General features: G+C 62.8%; 14 protein-coding genes and 2 pseudogenes. 6 read left to right on the top strand and 10 right to left on the bottom strand.

The genetic code is table 11. The annotated features are described in order from the left end of the window. Positions 1 to 400: 400 nt before the first annotated feature. The 10 genes and pseudogenes from ACH4ZX_RS39335 to ACH4ZX_RS39290 all read right to left on the bottom strand — a co-directional run. On the bottom strand, positions 401 to 1609 hold the full coding sequence (locus tag ACH4ZX_RS39335) for an IS4 family transposase (RefSeq protein ID WP_398283581.1): 1209 nt from the start codon (positions 1607 to 1609) through the stop codon (positions 401 to 403). Between the two features lie 236 nt (positions 1610 to 1845). Next, the gene (locus ACH4ZX_RS39330; RefSeq protein WP_398283579.1) at positions 1846 to 2838 is read right to left on the bottom strand and encodes a zinc-binding alcohol dehydrogenase family protein; all 993 of its coding nucleotides are present in this window, start codon (positions 2836 to 2838) and stop codon (positions 1846 to 1848) included. 118 nt (positions 2839 to 2956) lie between these two features. Then, positions 2957 to 3607 carry a GntR family transcriptional regulator gene (locus tag ACH4ZX_RS39325; RefSeq protein ID WP_398283577.1) on the bottom strand — a complete coding sequence of 217 codons (651 nt, stop codon included), beginning with the start codon at positions 3605 to 3607 and terminating at the stop codon, positions 2957 to 2959. A gap of 126 nt (positions 3608 to 3733) precedes the next feature. Then, positions 3734 to 4432, bottom strand: a complete 699-nt coding sequence (locus tag ACH4ZX_RS39320) for an ABC transporter ATP-binding protein (RefSeq protein WP_398283575.1) — start codon at positions 4430 to 4432, stop codon at positions 3734 to 3736. Then, complete coding sequence (locus tag ACH4ZX_RS39315; protein WP_398283573.1) at positions 4419 to 6167, bottom strand: ATP-binding cassette domain-containing protein; 1749 nt, start codon at positions 6165 to 6167, stop codon at positions 4419 to 4421. Before ACH4ZX_RS39315 ends, ACH4ZX_RS39320 begins: the two co-directional genes overlap by 14 nt. A gap of 26 nt (positions 6168 to 6193) precedes the next feature. Continuing rightward, on the bottom strand, positions 6194 to 7081 hold the full coding sequence (locus ACH4ZX_RS39310; protein WP_398283570.1) for a branched-chain amino acid ABC transporter permease: 888 nt from the start codon (positions 7079 to 7081) through the stop codon (positions 6194 to 6196). A 4-nt stretch (positions 7082 to 7085) separates the two neighbouring features. Further along, complete coding sequence (locus ACH4ZX_RS39305; protein ID WP_398283568.1) at positions 7086 to 8324, bottom strand: ABC transporter substrate-binding protein; 1239 nt, start codon at positions 8322 to 8324, stop codon at positions 7086 to 7088. Between the two features lie 123 nt (positions 8325 to 8447). Next, positions 8448 to 10046: pseudogene (locus ACH4ZX_RS39300) on the bottom strand (class I adenylate-forming enzyme family protein); the annotation flags it as partial. 50 nt (positions 10047 to 10096) lie between these two features. Continuing rightward, positions 10097 to 10507: a zinc-binding dehydrogenase gene (locus ACH4ZX_RS39295; protein ID WP_398283583.1), complete on the bottom strand. Its 411-nt coding sequence runs from the start codon at positions 10505 to 10507 to the stop codon at positions 10097 to 10099. Then, positions 10497 to 11093 (bottom strand): annotated as a pseudogene (locus ACH4ZX_RS39290) (alcohol dehydrogenase catalytic domain-containing protein); the annotation flags it as partial. The gene ACH4ZX_RS39295 and the pseudogene ACH4ZX_RS39290, both read right to left, overlap by 11 nt. Before the next feature lie 591 nt (positions 11094 to 11684). Between ACH4ZX_RS39290 and ACH4ZX_RS39285 the strand changes: the two are divergent. From ACH4ZX_RS39285 to ACH4ZX_RS39260, 6 genes are all read left to right on the top strand, one after another. Further along, positions 11685 to 12074, top strand: a complete 390-nt coding sequence (locus ACH4ZX_RS39285; RefSeq protein WP_398283566.1) for an ATP-binding protein — start codon at positions 11685 to 11687, stop codon at positions 12072 to 12074. 66 nt (positions 12075 to 12140) lie between these two features. After that, positions 12141 to 13115, top strand: a complete 975-nt coding sequence (locus ACH4ZX_RS39280; RefSeq protein WP_398283564.1) for a zinc-binding alcohol dehydrogenase family protein — start codon at positions 12141 to 12143, stop codon at positions 13113 to 13115. A gap of 128 nt (positions 13116 to 13243) precedes the next feature. After that, positions 13244 to 13711, top strand: coding sequence for a cupin domain-containing protein (locus ACH4ZX_RS39275; protein WP_398283562.1), 468 nt, complete (start codon positions 13244 to 13246; stop codon positions 13709 to 13711). Between the two features lie 136 nt (positions 13712 to 13847). Beyond that, positions 13848 to 14699, top strand: a complete 852-nt coding sequence (locus ACH4ZX_RS39270; RefSeq protein WP_398283560.1) for an MBL fold metallo-hydrolase — start codon at positions 13848 to 13850, stop codon at positions 14697 to 14699. Between the two features lie 28 nt (positions 14700 to 14727). Continuing rightward, positions 14728 to 15714, top strand: a complete 987-nt coding sequence (locus ACH4ZX_RS39265; protein WP_398283558.1) for an NADPH:quinone reductase — start codon at positions 14728 to 14730, stop codon at positions 15712 to 15714. A 174-nt stretch (positions 15715 to 15888) separates the two neighbouring features. Continuing rightward, entirely contained in the window at positions 15889 to 17916 is a 2028-nt protein-coding gene (locus ACH4ZX_RS39260) for an acetoacetate--CoA ligase (RefSeq protein WP_398283556.1), read from the top strand. The last annotated feature ends 130 nt before the right edge of the window (positions 17917 to 18046 follow it).

The raw sequence follows: 18046 nt of genomic DNA, 5'->3' as shown, positions 1-18046 counted from the left end.
ACCCGTCGAATACGAGAACAACCACTACCTCGCAACCACGAAACCCCAGGTCACACCCAACATCTGAGATCTCTACCGAACCCGGAACGGTTCACCACCGACTCCGTCGGCGGACCGTCAAGAAAGATCGAGGCTAAGGTCAATACCAGTGACTTAGTGGCCTGGCTTCGCGGGTGTCTTTGTTGACGGGGTGATCGGGGCGGTGCGCCAGTGCGGGGCGATGGCCACGGCGTCTGCTGGGTCCCGGGCGGGCTGGGGCCAGGTGTAGTGCTCGTCGCGTTTGACGCCGAAGTTGGACATCTTGCGTTTGACGACGCGTGGGTTGGAGCGTCTGCGGCGGGTGGGTAACAGGCGCGCGGTGATCTCGCGGAGTCCGTCGGCGAGGGCCGCGGTCAGGTGGTCAGGGGGAAAAGGCCGCCTGCGCGGTGACCTGGCGGCGTGCGAGGCGGATGCTGCGGGTGAAGGAGAGCCGGTCGGGGTCGAGGCCGGCCTGTGCGGCGGCGTCGTGCATCAGGGTGCGGATGGCGTGGTGGACCAGCAGGTGTGCCCAGACCTCCTGTTCGACGCCTTCGGGTGAGCGGGACCGCAGGACCTGGGCGGGTCCGCGTTGATGGGTCTTCAGCTCGTCCAGCGTGTTCTCGAACTCCCACCGCTGGTGGTAGAGGGCGGCCAGCTCGGTGGCCGGGGCGGCGTCGGGATCGAGGACCGTGGTGATCAGCCGGTAAGGGGCGTCCTGCCCGGGCCGCCCGGGACCGTCCAGGGTGTACTCGATCACCCGGACCGCTTCCGGGTCGGCACGCTTGCGGTGGTCCCTGGCCGTGACGATGTCTGACAGGTACGAGCCGTCGGGGAGCTCTTCGCGGACCGGCAGCACCTGGTGGGAACGGATGCGCCACAGCAGGTCCGCGCCGCCGGCCGAAGCCGCCCGCCACAGCTCCAGGCCGGTGAAGCCGCGGGCGGCCAGCAGCAGATCGCCCTCGCCCAGGTGGTCGAACAGCTCGCGGGCCAGCACGGGCTCAGACGTGGTGAACCGGCCGACAGCCGCAGCGGTGATGGCGTGGGTGCCGCACTCGGCCAGCGCGACCACCCGCACCTGCGGGTACGCACACCGCTGGGTGCGATGGGTCTTCGGGCGCCCGAAGTGCGCCGCGTTCTCCTGGCTGTCCGGAACGTCGAAGACGGTGCCGTCGACGGCCATCAGCCGCCACCGCCCGTAGAAGGCACCCCGGGTCGCTTCCGTAGCCAACGGCCGTGCCACCGAGGCGAACAGGGCCTTCAGCGGCTCCGGGCCGAGTTTCGCGCGAGCTCTCGAGATCGCCGCTGTGGTCGGCACCTGCCACGACCCCGACCAGCGTTTCGCCCAGGTCAGCCCATGCGTCAGCAGCCGGGCGACCTCTTCGTAGCCCTGGCCGGAGAACAAGCACATCGCCAGCACGAAGTAGACCACCACGCGCGGCGGCAGCAGCCGGTTGCGCTGCCCGGACCTCCCGCTATCGGCCACCACCCGATCCACCAGCTCCGGCGGGAACGACCGCGTCAGCAGCCCGACCGCGATGCGATCCGACAACCGTTCGTCCGTCTCCGGCTTCACCTGACCCGGCCGTGGCATCCCGGCACCTCCCCGCCACGCACCCTACCAGCTTACGACCTTAAGTCACTGGTATTGAGGCTAAGGTACCGGTATTGAGGTTAACCCGATGGTTCCTCCATCCGGTTCTGCTGAGAAACAGACGTTGCGATCACCAGGCTGGTGACGAGACGGACGGACTCAGCCAGCACAGATTCGCTCGTGTCCGGCGGGCACGGCAGGACACCGGGCCGCGCAGTCGAACGGTTCCCGGAAGGTCAGCGGACGCCGCTGACTGCGGCGACGTATTTGCCCGTTCCACGCCCTGTGGCAAGAAGGTCGTAGGCGTCCGACACATCGTGCAGGGACTTGAGCTCTGTGACGGGGAAGCCGAACCTACCGCTCGCAAGGAACTCCAGCATCTGACGGATGGACCTGGCGACGTCCTTCGGCGCGTCTGCGGTGAGACCCCGGTGGCTGAAACCGGAGATGGCGAGATTGCCGCGAATCAGGCTGCCCACCGGGGGCAGGTCCGCCATGGCGCCGCCCGTGGCATTGCCGAACAGGACGATGCGGCCGCCTGGGGCGGCGACTTCCAGATCCAACCCAAGGCAGGTGGTTCCCAGCGGATCCAGGATGAGGTTCACTCCGCGGCCACCAGTGGCAGCAAGGATTCCCCCTTCAAGGTTGTCGTCCCTGAGGAGGACCGTTTCGTACCCGGCCTCCACCGCGGCGTGCGCCTTGTCGGCACTACCCACCGTGCCGATCAGCTGTCCGCCTCCCAGAAGGGGGACTAGCCCGGCTATCGCGCTTCCTATGCCGCCAGCCGCCGAGTGCACGAGAACGCTGGTGCCTGCGGTGAATCGGCCGGCGTGAGTGAGTAGGAGCAGGGAAGTAGCCAGTCCGAGCGGTACCGCGGCGGCCGTTTGCAGTGGAATCTCGTCCGGCACGAGCACCGTGACGGCGGCTGAAGCGACGGCCGTCCCGGCCAGCCCGCCGCCGGAGCACACAGCCGCGACCCTGTCTCCGACGTTGATCCCAGTGACGTCCTGGCCGACCTCCCGTACGAACCCAGCGACCTCAAGGCCAGGCCGGTGCGGCCAACCGGCCGTATAGCCGGGGTCGCCGCGGCGCGCCATGACATCGATGAAGTTGAGACCGGCCCAAGCGACATCGATCGACACCTCTCCCGCTCCGGGAGCAGGGACATCGACCTCCGTGATCTTCGTATTCTCGGCGCCACCAGGGGCGGTCATGATCAGTGCTTCCACTGTCGATCTCCTCGGATTGGTTTGACAGGAACGGGGCACGGCACGGGCCGCGATCGCAATATTGATTTTTGATCAATTTTGTCCACGACCGCAACCCGCGACTCCGTCGAGCGTCAGCCTACATGTCCGGATCGCCCCACAAGCCGGTTTTGTCCAGCATGTCTATCACGAAGGCACCCTCGTAGCGGAAATGGAGCCTCGCCCAGCTCTCCGCCCCGTCGCCGTTGCCATCCCGAAGCGACTGCAAAATGGCGTCATGATGAGCCAGCGCTGTCGGGGAGGCTGCGGGGACAACGGTGAAAAAACTCCATGGGATATTGTTTCCCAAGGATCGGAGCATGAGCCGGAGGCGCCTGCTGCCACCAGTCCTGTTGATAAGGCGATGGAATTCCCAGTCAATGTCATGGAGCTCGCTCGGGTCTTCCTTCTCTCGCAATTTCTGCTGCATTGCAACGAGCGTAGAAAGCGTGTCTTCATTGATGCACTCAGCAGCCCTGCGAGCCGCAATTCCGGCGATAGACCCGAACATCTCGTAGTGATCTTCGAGGTCCTGGCGCTCGATCTTCGACACAAAGGACCCACGGTGATGCTCCGTAACGACCAGGCCCTCTCCATCGAGATACTCCAGGGCCTGACGGACGGGGAACCGGCTGACGCCAAGTCGTTCAGCGATCTCATCTTGCGGGACCTTCTCGCCGGCCTTGAGTTCGCCCTTGAAGATGAGTTGCCGAATGTACTCCGCTACCTCTTGTGCGATGTTTTGGCGCACCAGAGGGCGCACTCCCGGTGACCGTTGGGTCAGCCCTGATGAGTGTGCAACGCGCCCCATATGTTCCGTAGCCCTTCAAGTCCGTGGCTGCCTCGGTCACGAGCAGTGCTCCCAGTACCTGGGTGCTCACCCTCCAAGATACGCGCGACGGACGCGATCGTCCTTGCTCAGTACCTCGGTCGGCCCGCTCAGGACGATGCTGCCGTTCTCCAGGACGTAGCCGGAGTCAGCCAGCTCCAGGGCCTCAACGGCCCGCTGCTCCACGAGGAGGGTGGTGGTTCCCAGCGAAGCATGGATGCGGGCTATGACCTCGAAGATCTCGTCGACCATAGCGGGAGCGAGTCCCATCGACGGCTCGTCGAGCAGGAGCAGCTTGGGGTGAGAGATGAGGCCGCGGGCGATGGCGACCATCTGCTGCTGTCCGCCGCTCAGCTGACCCGCCAGTCGTGCGCGGTGCGTGTAAAGCAGGGGGAAGAAGTCGTACAGATCCTTAAGTCTCGTCCGGGCGTCCTTTCCTTCGATGGCCGCAACGAGGAGGTTGTCCTCCACCGTGAGGCTCTTGAAAACCCGCCGTCCCTCCGGGACGTGCGCTATGCCCCGTCGGGCCCGTCCGGCCGGAGCAACTGCAAGCAGGTCGGCTCCCTCGAAGAGCACCTCCCCCGCCGACGGGCGCACGATGCCGGCCAACGCTTTGAACAGGGTGGACTTGCCGGCCCCGTTAGGGCCGACCAGCACAGTGAACTGCCCGCGTTCAACCGTCAGAGTGACCCCGTCCAACGCCCGCAAGCCGCCGTAGTGGACTGTGAGCCCATCAACTTGCAGCATTGGCCCACCTCTTTCCCAGATATGCCGCGACCACGTCCCGGTCGCGGACGACTGCACCAGGCTCTCCGTCAGCCACGACTCGTCCCTGGTTGAGCACCACGAGCCGATCAGCGAGCTTGAGCATCGCCTTCATCGTGTGCTCGATGATGACGATGGTGACGCCCATGTCTCTGGCATCCCGCAGCAGCTCGACCAGGTCCTCGACCTCGTCGTGACTCAGACCGGCGAAGATCTCGTCGATCAGGAGCACCTTGGGCCCCGTGGCCAACGCCCGGGCGAGCTCCATCCTGCGCAGCTCTCCCACGTCCAGCTCGCTGATCTCAAGATGCTCTCGCCCTTGAAGCCCGACCGCTGCAATGGCCTCTGCGGAAGTAAGCGTTCCGGCAGGTCGGCCTGGCGCATCGACGGCCACGTTCGCCAGCAGACTGCGTCTTGGGAAGACACGCACCACTTGGAAAGTCCGGCCGATTCCCTTGCGGCACAGAACATGCGGCGGCGAGCCGGTGACGTCCTGATCTCCAAGAACGATTTTGCCCCCGTCTGGACGGGTAAAGCCGTTCATAATGTCGAACAGCGTCGTCTTGCCCGCTCCGTTGGGTCCAATGATGCCGAGGATTTCACCGGTCCTGACAGAGAAGCTCACGTCACGAAGAACCTCAAGTCCGTCGAATGACTTCTGCAGATTTTCCACGGCCAGGATGATTTCGCCCTCATCAGGCTTACGTCGCTTTTCACGTGCGGTCCGTGCACTGCGCGCCCGCTGAACGCCTGCGTCCGCGCTTATGTCCTCACGGGCGACGACCGGGTGCTTGCGGTGCCGCGCACGCCTCCGCAAGTCGTGCAGGCGCCAGTAGATACCTTCCGGCGCGAACAGAACCATCGCCACCAGCGCCCCTCCGTACAAGAGACCGCTCAGGCCAGGGAAATCGGCTCCGAACTGAGAGGTCAGCTGATCGCTCAGTGTCACGAGGATGACGGAGCCGATCAGCGGACCCCAGATCGTCGCCCTGCCGCCCACCAGAGGAATGATCAATGCCTGCACAGATACCGCCAGGCCGAAGACCGAGTCCGGTGTGACGACGAGGAGAACAGATGTGTAGACCGAGCCCGCCACTGCTGCGACGGCGGCGCTCAAGGCGTACGCGGCCAGCTTCTGCCTGCGTACGTTGATTCCGGCGGCCCGAGCCGCTACCTCGTCGTCCCGCAGCGCGAAGAGGGCGGTCCCGAACTTCGAACGCTCCACCGCGAGGCTGATCGCGATGGCTACCAGCATCAGGGCCAAGGCGCAGTAGGTCAGGCCGCGAGGGTCGGTGAACTGCAGGTACCAGGATCCGCCGTCGCTGTGGTAAGGGATGGTCACTTCCTGGAACCCGAAGTAGTTCATGACCGGTCGCATCATGAGCGGGTAGGCAAGCGTGGCGAGTGAGAAATAGACACCGGCGAGCCTGAAGGTCGGCCACCCGATGACTACTGCGGCTCCGGCAGCGATCGCTGCACCGGCTGCCATACCGATCAGCGGCGGCATGCCGAATCGAGATTCCAGAATGGCAGTCGAGTATGCACCGATACCGACGAATAGTGAGTGGCCGAAGGAGACTTGTCCGCCGTAACCACCCAGAATGTTCCAGCTGTAGCCGACCGTTGCCCAGATGAGGATCAGTGTCAGCAGATTTTGCTGGTCCGGTTCACTCGAGACGGTGACAAGTGCGAGAGAGACGGCTGCTATCAGCAGCATAGGCAGCCATGCCCGCAATCTTGGAGTCATTTTCTTTCGACCTTCCCAAGGAGACCCTGCGGCCGCAGGTAGAGGACTGCCAGGAAAACAATGAATACTCCGACGATTTGAAGCTGTGTCGGCAGTACGAGCTCACTCAGAGACTGGACCATGCCGATTACCAATCCGCCGATAACTGCTCCCGGAATACTGCCCAGCCCGCCGAGGACGACCGCCGAGAAAATAAGGACGATGAAGTCGAGCGAGATGTACGGGTGAATCGGGTAGAAGGTGGCCAGGATGCCACCGCCCAGCCCCGCGAGCCCAATTCCGACGGCGAATGCGAGTCGATGGGCACCCTTCACGTCGACTCCGACGTACGTGGCGGCCACCGGGTCGTCAGCAGCAGCGCGCAGCTGGCGCCCGCGGGGGGTTCGCGCGAGGAACAGGAACAGGGCTGCGGCTGCTGCCATCGCGATGACGAAGCCGATGGTGCGCGAGGGGTCCAGGACGATCCCTCCCAGATGCCAGGCCCGGCCGCTCGACGTCTCGGAAAGTGACCGCGGGTTGGCGCCGAAGGCCATCAGAACGCCGCTCTGCAGGACGAGGGACAGCCCAAGTGTCAGCAGAAGCTGAGCGTCGTGGCCGTCCGCGCCGCCTCCTTTGCCACCCGTCACACGGCTTACCAGGATCCAGTGCAGCAGTGCTCCCAGCCCTGCGAACACTGGCAGCATGCACACGGCGACCAGGAGCGCGGGCAGCGAAGTTCCGCCGACGGCGAAGAAAACCGCGTACATGCCCAGCATCACGTAATCGCCCTGGGCGAAGTTGACCACCCGCATGACACCGAAAATGACGGCCAGACCGGTGCTCAGTAGAGCCAGGACTCCCCCCGTTTGGAGTCCGGTAGCCAAGTGCTGAATGAAGGTGAACACTTACCTACCTCCGCGGCGACTTGAACTTCGCGACCGCTTCAGCGGCAGGCCAGACGCTGCGAGGACGACCGCCTTGCCACTGGACGATGACAGGAGACGCGTCCATGCGCCGGCCCTTGTCGTCGAACCGGACGCGGCCTCCTGCCATGTTGCGCGCCGCCGGCCCAGTCGTGAGGTCAAGCGACTTGAGCGCCTCATTGATCTTCTGGGGGTCGGTCGACTTCGCCTTCTCCATGGCTTCCTTGAAAAGCCAGACGTGGTAGTAGGCGGCCAGCGAGTCCTGGGTCATGTAAGGCTCACCCGTACGCGCGCGGAAGCGCTTGTCGAGTTCCGTACCATTCTTCAGCGGGAAAGCAGCGACGATCGCCGAAATCCCTTCGAGTTCTCCTGCCCCCAGGTTCTTTGCATACTCAGGGACGGTGAGCCATGCCCCGTTGCCCAGGATGGGCGCCGTGACTCCGAACTGCTTGCTCGCCCGGAGTATCTGCGAGGAGTCCGAGAAGTTGGTCGCGCTGTAGACGATGAGATCCGGCTTGGCCGAACGGAGCCTCTGCGCGATGGATGAGGCGTCACTCAGGGGCGGCGTCCAGATCTCCGAGGCAACGACCTTCATGCCCAGCTTGGCCGCGAGGTTCTCCCGCACGACTTGGAAGAAGATCTTTGACGAGGCGGTGTTGTCGCCGACAAGAGCTATTCGCTTGATGTGTACGCCCTTCGACGCAGCCAGTGCCTTGTAGCGGGCGAGGCCGATCGCAGCCTGCTGCGAGCTGAGGGACGACGTCTGATAGACGTAGTGGAATCCGCGGTCAGTGATCGTGTCGGCATAGGACTCTGTGAGCCAGGGCAGCCTGTGCCGCTCGGACACCTCGGTGACGCCAAGCGTCATGGAACTCAGGTATGAACCGATTCCGCCGCTGAGCTTGCGGCCTGCGAAGGCGTGGTTGGCCGCCGAAACGGCAGATTCGACGGTTTCCCCGGCGTCGCTGACGTCGAGACGGATCTTGGCGCCACCGAGCGCCTTGATCCCACCGTTTGCGTTGATTTCATCCCGAGCCATTTCGGCTCCCTCCCTGGAGAGGGTTCCCTGCCGGGCAAAAAGCCCGGAGAGCGGAACGACGAGTGCTATGTGGGCATCGCCCTGCGCGCTGCTTCCACTCGCTCCAGACGCGCAGGACGTCAGGGCGAGTGCACCAGCGGAGACGACGGCGGAGGTAAGGAATGAACGGCGGCTCAAACGGTTCATGTCTTGTACTCTCGTGTGTTGAGGGGCGTTTTCCCGGCTCAGAATTAGCCGGAATCAGGCAGCACTGATCCGAACCGGGTTCCAGGCCCGGATATTGCTGTTCTTTCTCGTTGGATGGTGGGATCAGGGGATGGGTTCGCCGGTGATCGGATCGACCGACAGCAGGGAACTTGCTTCTCGCTGAAGGAGCCTGCGGGGAATCTTGCCGTTGACGAGGTGAGGCAATTGTCCCTCGGTCCGGAAGATCACGTGTGTGGGTACCTTGAAGGAGGCCGCGCGGTCCGCCACGAAGGAGCGAATTTCTTCTTCGCTCACCCCTGGCCGAGCAAGTTCAACGAAGGCGACCACGATCTCTCCGCGAACCGGATGGGGCACTCCGGCTACGTAGGCCGAGCGGACACGCGGGTGCCGGCATATCAGCTCCTCGATTTCTGTCGGCGACACGTTGATGCCGTTGGCCTTGATGATGTCTTTGATTCTGTTCTGAAAACGTAGCCTTCCGGACTGGTCCAGAATGGCAAGATCACCGGTTCTGAAAAACCCGTCTTCGGTGAACGCCTTGCGGGTCTGCTCGAGGTCCCCGAAGTAACCGGATGTGATGCGTCCTTTGAGAAGCAGATGACCCACCGTGTTGGGCGGCAGCGGCTTCTCATCCCTTGGGTCGACGATACGCACGTCCCACCCCGGCAAAGGAGTCCCCTGTGTGTGCAGGCGAACGTCCAAGGAATCGCCCAGGGTGGTCGCAGTGCAATTACCATATCCCTCGGTGAGACCGTAAACGCTGCAGCAATCCTTGACACCCAGTTCACAGATTGCCAAGCGCTTATCCTCTGCGGTGAAGGCGGTCAATCCCTTAGTGAGGGAACTGAGATCGCGCTCCGACCTGTCGGGATGCTGCAGGAGTGCGCGTGTGACGTTGCCGAAACCAAAGTAGACTGTGGCTTTCTCCCGTTCAAGGGTTTCAAGAGCCTTCCCGGCGTCAAATGATTCCTGCAATATCAAACACGCGGCGTGTGTCCACGCGGCTGGCATTGCATTGACCGCCCCGAGCCCATAGAACAGCGGAGACGCCAACCATAGACGGTCCCCTACCTCTAGGCCGAGCCTTTCGCCGATATAGAAATCGTTCTCGATGGCCGGCCCGTGGTGCAGCTGTACGGCCTTCGGCCTCGCGGTCGACCCCGACGTGTACAGGAGGAACATCATGTCGTCCGCTGTGACACGCTCTTCGGCTGCGGCTAGGCACTCGACACTCGTAGCCTGGCCCGCACTGATCAAGTCGGAAAAATGTAGCGCGCCGGGGAGGCGGCGACTGCACAGCTCTACGACATAACGCAGTGCCGGGAAACTCGCATCGCGGATCCGGCCATCCCCTGGCTCACCCAGTTCCGGAAGAATCAGACGAACGGACGCGGCGAGATCTCGTCGAACCAAGGTGTCATAGAGGAACAGCAGACACGCCCGGCTGTGCCGCAAGGCGTAGGCTATCTCCTCGTGCATGTACCAGGTGTTCAGCGGTACGGAGACAGCACCGATGCGAGCCGCGGCAAATACCGTGACAAGCCATTCCGGCCGATTACCGCACAGAGTCGATACCATGTCGCCGCGACGCACTCCAAGGGCGAGTAGCCCTCGAGCCACCTCGTCTACTTGGCGGTCCATCTCTGCGAACGAGACGTCCGTGCCGTCGAATGCGACCGCCGGGAGGGCCGGGTGTGTCCGAGCCACTTCTCTCAGGAGGCCACCGAAGGTACGGGCGCGAGGCATGCTCGTCACGGCCATCCCCTTCCCACCTGAGCCACTGCACGCCCAAGGACTTGTCTTCTCTCGAGTGCCTCGTGCATGCGCGGCACGTCCTGGATGCCGACTACTTCCCTGATCACCGTCCGTACCGCCCCGTCGGCGATCAGTGCGAGGGCGTCCTCCAGCTGGGCGCGCGTGGTGCTGACCGCGCTGCGCAGCCGCAGGCCGCGCAGGATGAGCTGTGCCGGGTTCAAGGTCACGGTCTCTCCGGACAGCTCGCCGACCATGATCCAGCGCGCACGCGGTCGCAGACTGCGCATCAGCTCTTGGAACACTGCGCCGCCTACGATGTCGATGGCCATGTCTGCACCGCGGCCGTCCGTGGCCTCTCGCACGTCTTCGCTGAACCGCCCCCCGTGACTCGATGACCACGTCAGCACCAAGCTCGCCGAGCAGGGCCGCCTTGTAAGCGGAGCTGGTGATCGCTATGACTCGCGCCCCGCGATGCCGTGCTATCTGGGTGGCGTGCACACCCAACCCGCCGCCGGCGCCCGTGATGAGCACGGTTTCCCCGGGGCGCGCATCCCCGACATCGCGGATCGCGTTCAGTACGGAGCCGACGGCGCAGGCTGCGATGGACGCCTGTACGGAGGACACCCCTGCCGGCACCGCCGTCAGACAGGATTCTTCGATGATCACATAGTCCGCATAGCCGCCGTCGCAGTCATGTCCCAAGAAGGATCGCTCCCTGCACAGAGTCTCGTAACCGTCTCTGCACAGGTAGCACTGCCCGCACACCGACCTGCGCTGGACGCCGGCGACGCGGTCTCCAGGGTTGAAGCGAGTCACCGCTGGCCCCACTGCCGCCGCTGTGCCGGCCACCTCATGACCGAGAGTGGTCGGCAGACGCATACCTTTTTGCACGAGCCCCTGCCGGGTGAGGACGTCGTGGTAGCAGATGCCGCATGCGGCCACGGCGATCAGGACCTCATGCCCTTGAGGCACGGGGACGGAAGACTCCTCCATCCGGAGCACTTGAGGAGGGCCGAACTCCCGAATCTTTAGGCTCCGCACGATGTCACCGCCCTACCGACCACGCATCCATGGGAGGGGGCACGTCCGACGGTCGCTCCACCTGCCGGGTGGTCCGAGACCATGGCGACCACCTGCTCATTTCCAAGCTACTGCCGCTTGCCGGACCCGTGCCTGGGGGCCGACCGCGACTATCGGGACGCTCACGGCTGAAGGGGTCTCAGCGCGAGGCCTGATTATTGATCTATTTTTACTGCGACTGTCAAGAGGGTGCCCGGGACGACTTCCACCCGTGTCGCTCGCGCCAGGTACGCCACTGTGGTGGCCTGCCATCGAAAGGGCCGCTACCTGCAGATACGTGGCCCCTGGTGGGTACTGAGCGAGCGCGTGGCCAATTGATCACGACCTCGCCCCTTGCGTGTCCACCCCGACGGGAGTAGAAATAGATCAAATATCTATACGGGGGAGGCGGAGGTGAAGGGCATGTACGCAGTCAGAGGCCCGGTCGTCACGCTGACCCTTCAGGACGATCACGAGCCCGTTCTCCCCTGTTGTGCCCCTGCGGCGCATGGGGGTGCTCAACGCATGACACACACATGGCAGCTCGGCCACGATCAGGCATCGCCAGGTCATGCACGGCGACTGGTGCGCGGCGTCCTGAATCAGTGGCAACTGGAAGACGATGACGCGGACCGGGTCATCTTGACCGTGTCGGAACTCGTCACGAACGCCGTGCAACATGCCAAGCCACCCGTGACCATGCAGCTCTGCCGCAACGAAGCCACACAGACGATCCGTGTGGATGTCGCTGACGGCGGCCCCTGCGATGAAGCAAGGAACGAGACCAAAGGACCTCGCTGCTTCGCGGAACACGGCCGCGGCCTGGGCATCATCGACGCGATCTCCGACGCGCATGGGGCCCTGAGCAGCTCCGGATGTATAAGCCACTGGGCCGTCCTGTCCGTCCACTGCTGAGTCACGGCCGGCCGAATGATGACTTCTGCCCCTCACCAACCATTCGCTCTATCCGAGGAGCCACTGATGCGAGCCATCGTCGTCAGCGAAGATGGTCGAATGACACCAGCCCGCGTGGAAGAGCCGGTCCCCGGCCCGGGCGAGGTGGCCATCGAGGTCGCCTATGCGGGGGTGAATTTCTCCGACGTCATGGATCGGCGTCGGCTGTACGGGCACGGCCTGCCAGGCGAGTTCATCGCAGGCCTCGAAGTGAGCGGCCACGTCCGCGCTCTTGGTAGTGACGTGGGACACGTACAGGTCGGTCAACCGGTCGTGGCCTTCTGCCGCTTCGGCGGTTACGCCGAAGTCGCCCTCGCGCCTGCGTCACTGGTCGTTCCTCTTTCTCCCTTCCCGGCCGTTTCCCTTGACGTCGCGGCGGCCCTGCCGACGTCGATGGCTACCGCACACCTGCTACTGACTGCCGTGACCAGAGTGTCCGCTGGGGAGTCACTCCTCATGCATGCCGCAGCCGGGGGCACCGGAACAGCAGTCGCCCTGCTGGCTCGCCGGCTGGGAGTAGGGCCCCTGATCGGAACAGTCGGGAGCCAGGAGAAGCGCGACCACGCGCTGCGGGCCGGGTATGACGAGGTGTACCTGCGCCAGGGGTTCTCCAGCACCGTACTCGAGGCGACTCACGGACGGGGAGTGGATGTCGTCTTCGAATCGATCGGCGGGGCCACTCAGAGCGACAATCTTTCAGTGCTGGCCGCCATGGGGCGAATGGCCGTCATGGGAAATACCGTCGGACTGGATACTGTCGACCTGCGCCCCCGGGACCTTCTGGTCAACAACGTTTCCGTCGCCGGTTTCAGTCTCACTTCACTGAGCCGCTCCTGCCCGGGCATGGTCACTCAAGCGATCCGCGATGTCCTCGGCTTCGTGGAATCCGGCGAAGTGCGCTTCGAGCTCTCCGACATGGTTTCGCTGGACAAAGCCCCCGAGCTGATCGACAAGCTCGCTTCCGGGCAAACAACCGGCAAGCACGTGGTACGCGTGGGCTGATTCAAGCCTCGCTGAAGCATCTCTCACAGTATCCCGTGCAGCAGTGACGTCGGGGAACCGACTCGCCTCATCAGGCCTTCTCATAAATGCTCACCGAACCAACCAGAAACAAGATTGAAGGAAGCACAATGTCCCTCCATGCATCCGGTGATTCCGTACCGCGCCAGACCGCAGACATGGGAACTACATCGTTCACCACTCAGGTGGTTTACGGCAATTCTTCGTCCCTAATGATCGCGACACGGCCCGGCGGCTACCACTCTCTCCCCCACATCCACGACTGTGAGCAGCTCAACTGGCTGCAGAGCGGGGACCTTTGGGTCTTCATCGAGGACCGTACTTTTCATCTGAAGGCCGGTGACTTCCTCCGCATCCCGGCCTCCGCCCGCCACTGGTCGTGGAATCGATCGGATGAACCGTGCACCCTGGTCGAGGTACATACGCCGGGCCTGCATGCAGATCCGCTTGTCGAAAGTTACGCCATAGGTCTGCACGATGATGGTGAAACGCCCGAGTTCCTCGGCTCCCCGATCAACAGCTTCCTTCCGCCGGAATCGGACTTCGATCCTTCCGTAGCAGAGAGCAAGGTCAAATAGACTCCTCACCTTGATATGACCCACCTGAGGGAGCAGCAGGAAGCGACGTCGGCCACACGACTGGCCGTCTGTAGCGTCTGCTTCTCACTCAGTCGAGGTGAAGAATTTTCGGTTTCGATCAGCTGGAGCATTTTACATGCATTACGAGATTCATCGGCTCAATTTCGGGTCAGTCATCATCGACGAGTCGATGAGATTGCGCGGGGTGCTCCCCGGAAACATCATCGAAGTTCCAGCTCAAGGCTTCCTCATTCTCGGCGGAGAGGCGCCCATCCTCGTTGACGCCGGCTACCGTGATCCTTCGGTGCTCGGCGCCGGTGGGCATATCGCACCCGGACAGGGTTTCGAAGAACAACTCGCTCAGCATGGACTGACGCCTGCCGACCTGGGCTGTGTCATCGTGACGCATCTGCACAGGGACCACGCAGGTCACCTCCACAAGGTGCCGATGAACGTGCCCGTGGTAATCAACAGAACGGAATTGGGCAGCGCCTGTACCGGGCTGCAAGGCCGGGCGTACGCCCGCGACGACCTGCTTCACATGATCAACCGGGTCTATACACCCGGGGCCGTCCGCTTCCTCGACCTCGAGCACTCCGGTCCTGAGGAAATTTTCCCGGGAATCACCTGCCATCTGTCCGGAGGGCACACGGCCGGATCGATCGCCATCGTGGTGTCGACCAGCGCAGGTGAGGCCTATCTTTGTGGTGACCTTTTCTACGACGTCGAGGGGGCTCTGAGCAAGCAGCCCCGCGAAGGCTTCACCGCTGGAGTCCAGCCCACCGCGCTCGTGCCAGATGATCCCGCCCTGACCAATAACTTCACGACGTCTGTTCTGCAGGAGATCGGAGCGGTGAAAAAGGCCCTCAAGTACCGCTTCATCGTCCCTGCCCACGACGACCCCGGTGTCCTGGAGGACGGCATATACGTAGGCCGCATCACGGGCGATGTGATCCCGGGTCCGATCACGCTCTGCGAGGCACCCTGATCCACTGAAGGGACACCAGGTGAGAACCATGAGAGCTGCTTGGTATGAACGCACCGGTCCCGCTGCCGAGGTCATCACGGTCGGGGAGCTTCCTGCTCCCCGACCGGGTCCTGGAGAGGTCCGTGTGCGGATCCAGGTGGCCGGAGTCAATCCTGCCGATGTGAAACGCAGAGCGGGCACGGGCGGCCGCACGATGCTCTTCACGAGGATCGTTCCAGGTGATGACGGTGCCGGCGTTATCGACCTTGTGGGGCCCAATGTTCCCTTGTCACGGATCGGTCAGCGTGTATGGGTCCATTCGGCGAATTACAAGAGACAGTGGGGAACCGCCGCCGAGTATTCGGTGGTGCCCTCCTTGAACGCCATCGAGCTTCCTCCCCACGTTTCCTTCGACGCAGGAGCGTGCCTGGGCGTGCCCGCACTTACGGCGCACCGTTCCGTCTTCGCCGACGGACCCGTAGCCGGTCAGACCGTGCTGATCACCGGCGGAGCCGGGGCAGTGGCGCACTACGCAATCGAACTGGCTAAAAGCGCGGGTGCGACTGTCATAGCCACGGCCAGCACGGTGGAGAAGCAGCGCGCCGCCCGCGCGGCCGGCGCTGACGAAGTCGTCGACTATCGGAGTGCAGACGCCGTGTCGAGCATTCAGCGCTTCACCGGGCCGCGCGGCGCCGACAGGATTATCGATGTCGCATTCGGTGCCAACCTGGCCATGACCGTCGATCTCATAGCAGAGAACGGCGTCATCGCTACATATGGGTCTGACGCGTCACCAGAACCCACGATTCCCTTCTATCCACTCATGAGGAAGGGAGTCACGCTTCGAACGATCTCCGTTTTTGCAATGCCGACCGAGGCCAAACACGCTGCCGTCGAGCATCTCAATGCGCTTCTCGACCGAAATGCTTTGACACATCCGACAGACTCTTGCCGTCCCCTTGACGACATCGTCCAGGTCCACAGCGATCTTGAGCAGGGAAAAAATATTGGACGGGTCCTGATCACCGTCCCTTGAAGTCGATCCGGAAGAGCCAGAAGCCGACCTCACATTCGTTCGACCAGCAGTTCCTTCTCGCTACTTGCTGAACCGCAACAACGTGTCGGCCCGTCTCGTGCGGCCGCGTAACGACCCCAGTTCGCCTGATGACCATGGGGTATCGATAAACCTCCGATGCCCTGGAAAGGTTTCATGAGCAGCATGAGCGAAGCCCCGGCCCTTCTATGGTCTCCTGACCCACAGCGAAGCGCATCAACTAATTTGAGTGCATTCCAGTCCTGGGCAGTAGCCAGGCATAATGCCCCAGATGGCGATTATCGTGCCTTCCATACGTGGTCCGTCGACCAGCCTCGCGCGTTCTGGTCAGCTGTCGCTGAGTGGTTCGACGTTCGCTTCTCGGCACCACCCGTACAGATAATGACTCCCTCCATGGGTGTACCAGGAGTCGAGTGGTTCACCAGCTCTCGTCTCAATTACGCGGAACACGCCCTCCGCCACGGTGAGAACGAAAAGCATCCCGATTCTCCAGCTATCCTGCATTTCGAGGAGGGGACAGGTTCTTCCCTGACTGTCACGTGGGGCGAATTGCGGAAGAGGGTCGCCTCGCTGTCCGCCGCATTGAGAAGGCTGGGCATCAAACCAGGTGATCGTGTTGCCGGCTATATGCCCAATGTTCCCGAGACGGTCATCGCTCTGCTCGCCACAACGGCGGTCGGAGCCATCTGGTCAGGGTGCGCGCCGGATTTCGGTGTGGGAAGCCTTCTGGACCGCTTTCGTCAGATCGACCCGGTGGCGCTGATCACGGTGGACGGTTACCGGTACGGAGGGAAAACTCACGAGCGCACGGCGGTCGTCAACGAGATCCGCCAGAATCTCCCCAGTCTACGGCACGTGATTCATGTACCGGTCCTCGGAACCGCTCCCCCCGAAGGCGCACTGGACTGGAATGATCTGGTTCACATAGATTGCGAGCTGGAGTTCGAGCAGGTTAACTTCAGCCATCCCCTCTGGATTCTCTACACATCCGGGACAACAGGCCCGCCCAAGGCGATCGTCCACAGTCACGGGGGCATTGTCGTCGAGCATCTGAAACAACTCAGCCTTCAAATGGACATAGGCCCAGAGGATCGCTTTTTCTGGTACACGTCAACCGGTTGGATGATGTGGAACTTCTTGGTAGCGGGTCTTCTTGTTGGTGCAACCATCGTCACCTACGATGGAAGCCCGGGTTACCCTTCCATTGATGCTCAATGGCGGATAGCCGAGCTGGCCGACGCCACAGTATTCGGCACGTCCGCGGCCTACATGACCGCATGCAGAAGAGAAGCCGTAAATCCTGGCAAAGACTTCTCACTGTCACGGCTGCGCACCATCGGCACCACAGGCTCTCCCCTGCCTCCTGACGCATACCGATGGCTTCATTCCGAATTCGAAGACCGTATCTGGCTCGCCTCCATCAGTGGCGGGACGGATGTCTGCACCAGCCTGGTAGGCGGAGTACCGACACTGCCGGTGTACCTAGGACAGATACAGGGGCCGGCGCTCGGCGTCGCGGCTGAGGCCTGGAGCCCGGATGGTGAGCGCGTGTTCGATGAGGTCGGCGAACTGGTGGTCAGAACGCCGATGCCGTCCATGCCGGTATCTTTGTGGAATGACGATGACGGCCGCCGTTATCACGACACTTACTTCGACATGTACCCCGGCGTGTGGCGACATGGCGATTGGATCACTATGCAGGAGGACGGATCCGCAGTGATTCACGGACGCTCGGACTCCACCTTGAATCGCCAAGGAGTACGCCTGGGCTCCGCAGACATCTACGAGGTCGTCGAACGTTTTCCGGCCGTGACCGAGAGCCTGATTGTCGGTCTGGAACTGGAGAGCGGGGACTATTGGATGCCGATGTTCGTCGTGCTCGACGGCGATGTCGAACTCGACGCGTCTCTCACCGCCGATATCGTTCGAGCCCTGAGGGAGCGGCTCTCTCCTCGCCATGCTCCGGACGAGATAATACAAGTGAATGCCCTGCCGCACACACTCACCGGAAAGCGATTGGAAGTGCCCATCAAGAGAATCTTGTCCGGGGTTCCCATTGAAGTGGCAGTCAATCCTGGCTCCGTGGACAATTTCGCCGCCTTGCAGCCTTTTCAGAGGCTTGCTGCCGAAAGAGCTTCCCACTCCCGGCCCCAAGGCGGGATAGAGCGCTATGGAAATCAGTAGCTGAGTGAATCGATCACGTTGGCCGAACTCTGCTTGCGGGTCATGTCCCCTGTGGTGGTGTAGCCGGTCCGATCTGATCGTTGTTGGGGTAGATCTCGTCCATGCTGCCTTCGGGGAGGTAGCGGCGGGG

Source organism: Streptomyces sp. NPDC020490, assembly GCF_044335305.1.
Classification (GTDB): Bacteria; Actinomycetota; Actinomycetes; order Streptomycetales; family Streptomycetaceae; genus Streptomyces.
The sequence above is the reverse complement of the archived record's forward strand: the minus strand, read 5'-3'. Positions and strand labels throughout refer to the sequence as shown.